This is a genomic window from Burkholderia sp. (genome assembly GCF_018375725.1).
GTDB lineage: Bacteria > Pseudomonadota > Gammaproteobacteria > Burkholderiales > Burkholderiaceae > Burkholderia.
In genome coordinates, this window is the sequence record NZ_JAHACR010000527.1 from 1 (window position 1) to 1287 (window position 1287).

General features: G+C 63.8%; 2 protein-coding genes. Both read right to left on the reverse strand.

All coding sequences use genetic code 11. The features are described from left to right. On the reverse strand, positions 1–974 hold a 974-nt coding region (locus KH616_RS25095; RefSeq protein ID WP_292255261.1), incomplete at its 3' end, for a GMC family oxidoreductase. Beyond that, on the reverse strand, positions 974–1287 hold a 314-nt coding region (locus KH616_RS25100), incomplete at its 5' end, for a sugar dehydrogenase complex small subunit (RefSeq protein WP_292255264.1). The genes KH616_RS25095 and KH616_RS25100, both read right to left, overlap by 1 nt.

The window sequence follows — 1287 nt, forward strand, 5'->3', positions numbered from 1 at the left end:
AACGACACGCCGGTGCCCGGATGATCCATCAGGTTGCGGCCAACCATGTCGGCGCTGTTGCCGACGCCGTTCGGGAAATCGCGGTTCGCCGACATCAGCATGATTTTCGGCGTTTCGATGCCATTGGCCGCGAGCACGAAGTACTTGCCTTCGACGCGGTGTTCCGCGCCCCGCTGGTCCTTGTAGATCGCCGCGACGATGCGCTTGCCCGGGCCGGTCTCGAGCTTGTGAACGACGGCGTTCTCGATCAGCTTCGCGCCCGCCTGTTCGGCCTTCTCGACATGGACGATGCCGTTGTACATCGCGCCGATCGGACAGATCGGCATGCAATTGTTGTTCCCGCAGCACGTCGGCCGGCCATCGTAGGGACGGCTGTTGCGCGCGACCGGCTCGGTCACGACATGGAGCTTCGCATCGTAGCTGTTGAGTGCGGTCTTGATCGTGCGTTCGTTGTACGACAGCGGCAGCGGCGGCATCGGATACGGCTGCTTGCGCGGCGACAGCAGATCCTCTTCGGCGCCCGGGCCCCACACGCCGAGTTCCTCCTCCGCGCGCTGGTAGTACGGCTCGAGATCGTCGTACCGGAGCGGCCAGTCGCGACCGACGCCATACACCGTCTTCATCTTGAAGTCGTTCGGAATGAAGCGCCACGCGGACGCGGCCCAGTGCCACGTCGTGCCGCCGACCGCACGGATGTACTGCGAATTGAACTTGTGCTCGCCCTTCAGGATGAGGTAGTCGTTCGGCGGTCCGTATTCCGGATGCGGCGCCCATGCGCTCGATGGGTAGGGCGCCATGAAGTCCATCTTGTCGGGCTGGTTGCGGAATCGCTCGACGATTTCCCAGCGCGGCATGCGCGGGCCGGCTTCCAGCAGGATCACGGACTTGCCCGCCATCGCGAGCTGATGCGCGACGATCGCACCGGCGACGCCCGACCCGACAACAACGACATCGGCTTGTTGCGTATCGGCCATCAGGCTTGCCTCTCGATCGGTTTGTCGGCCCAGAAGCCGGGTTTGTTCGGGCAATACGAACGGATCACGAGCGTATCCGAGACAACGCCGAACATGAGCGCTTCTTCGTAGGTGATGACGACGTTATCGACGATGCCGAGATACCACGCCTCGAGGATTTTCAGCGCCAGCGCTTCCTGCTCGGGATTCAGCGTGCCGGAGGACAGCGCGCCGGCGAGTTGCGGCAGACTGTCGGCCGTCTTGAACGAGCCCTTCTGCAGCGCCTGCAGCAGCCGCTCGCCGATCACGCGGATCAAGCCTCTCTTGCCGGTCA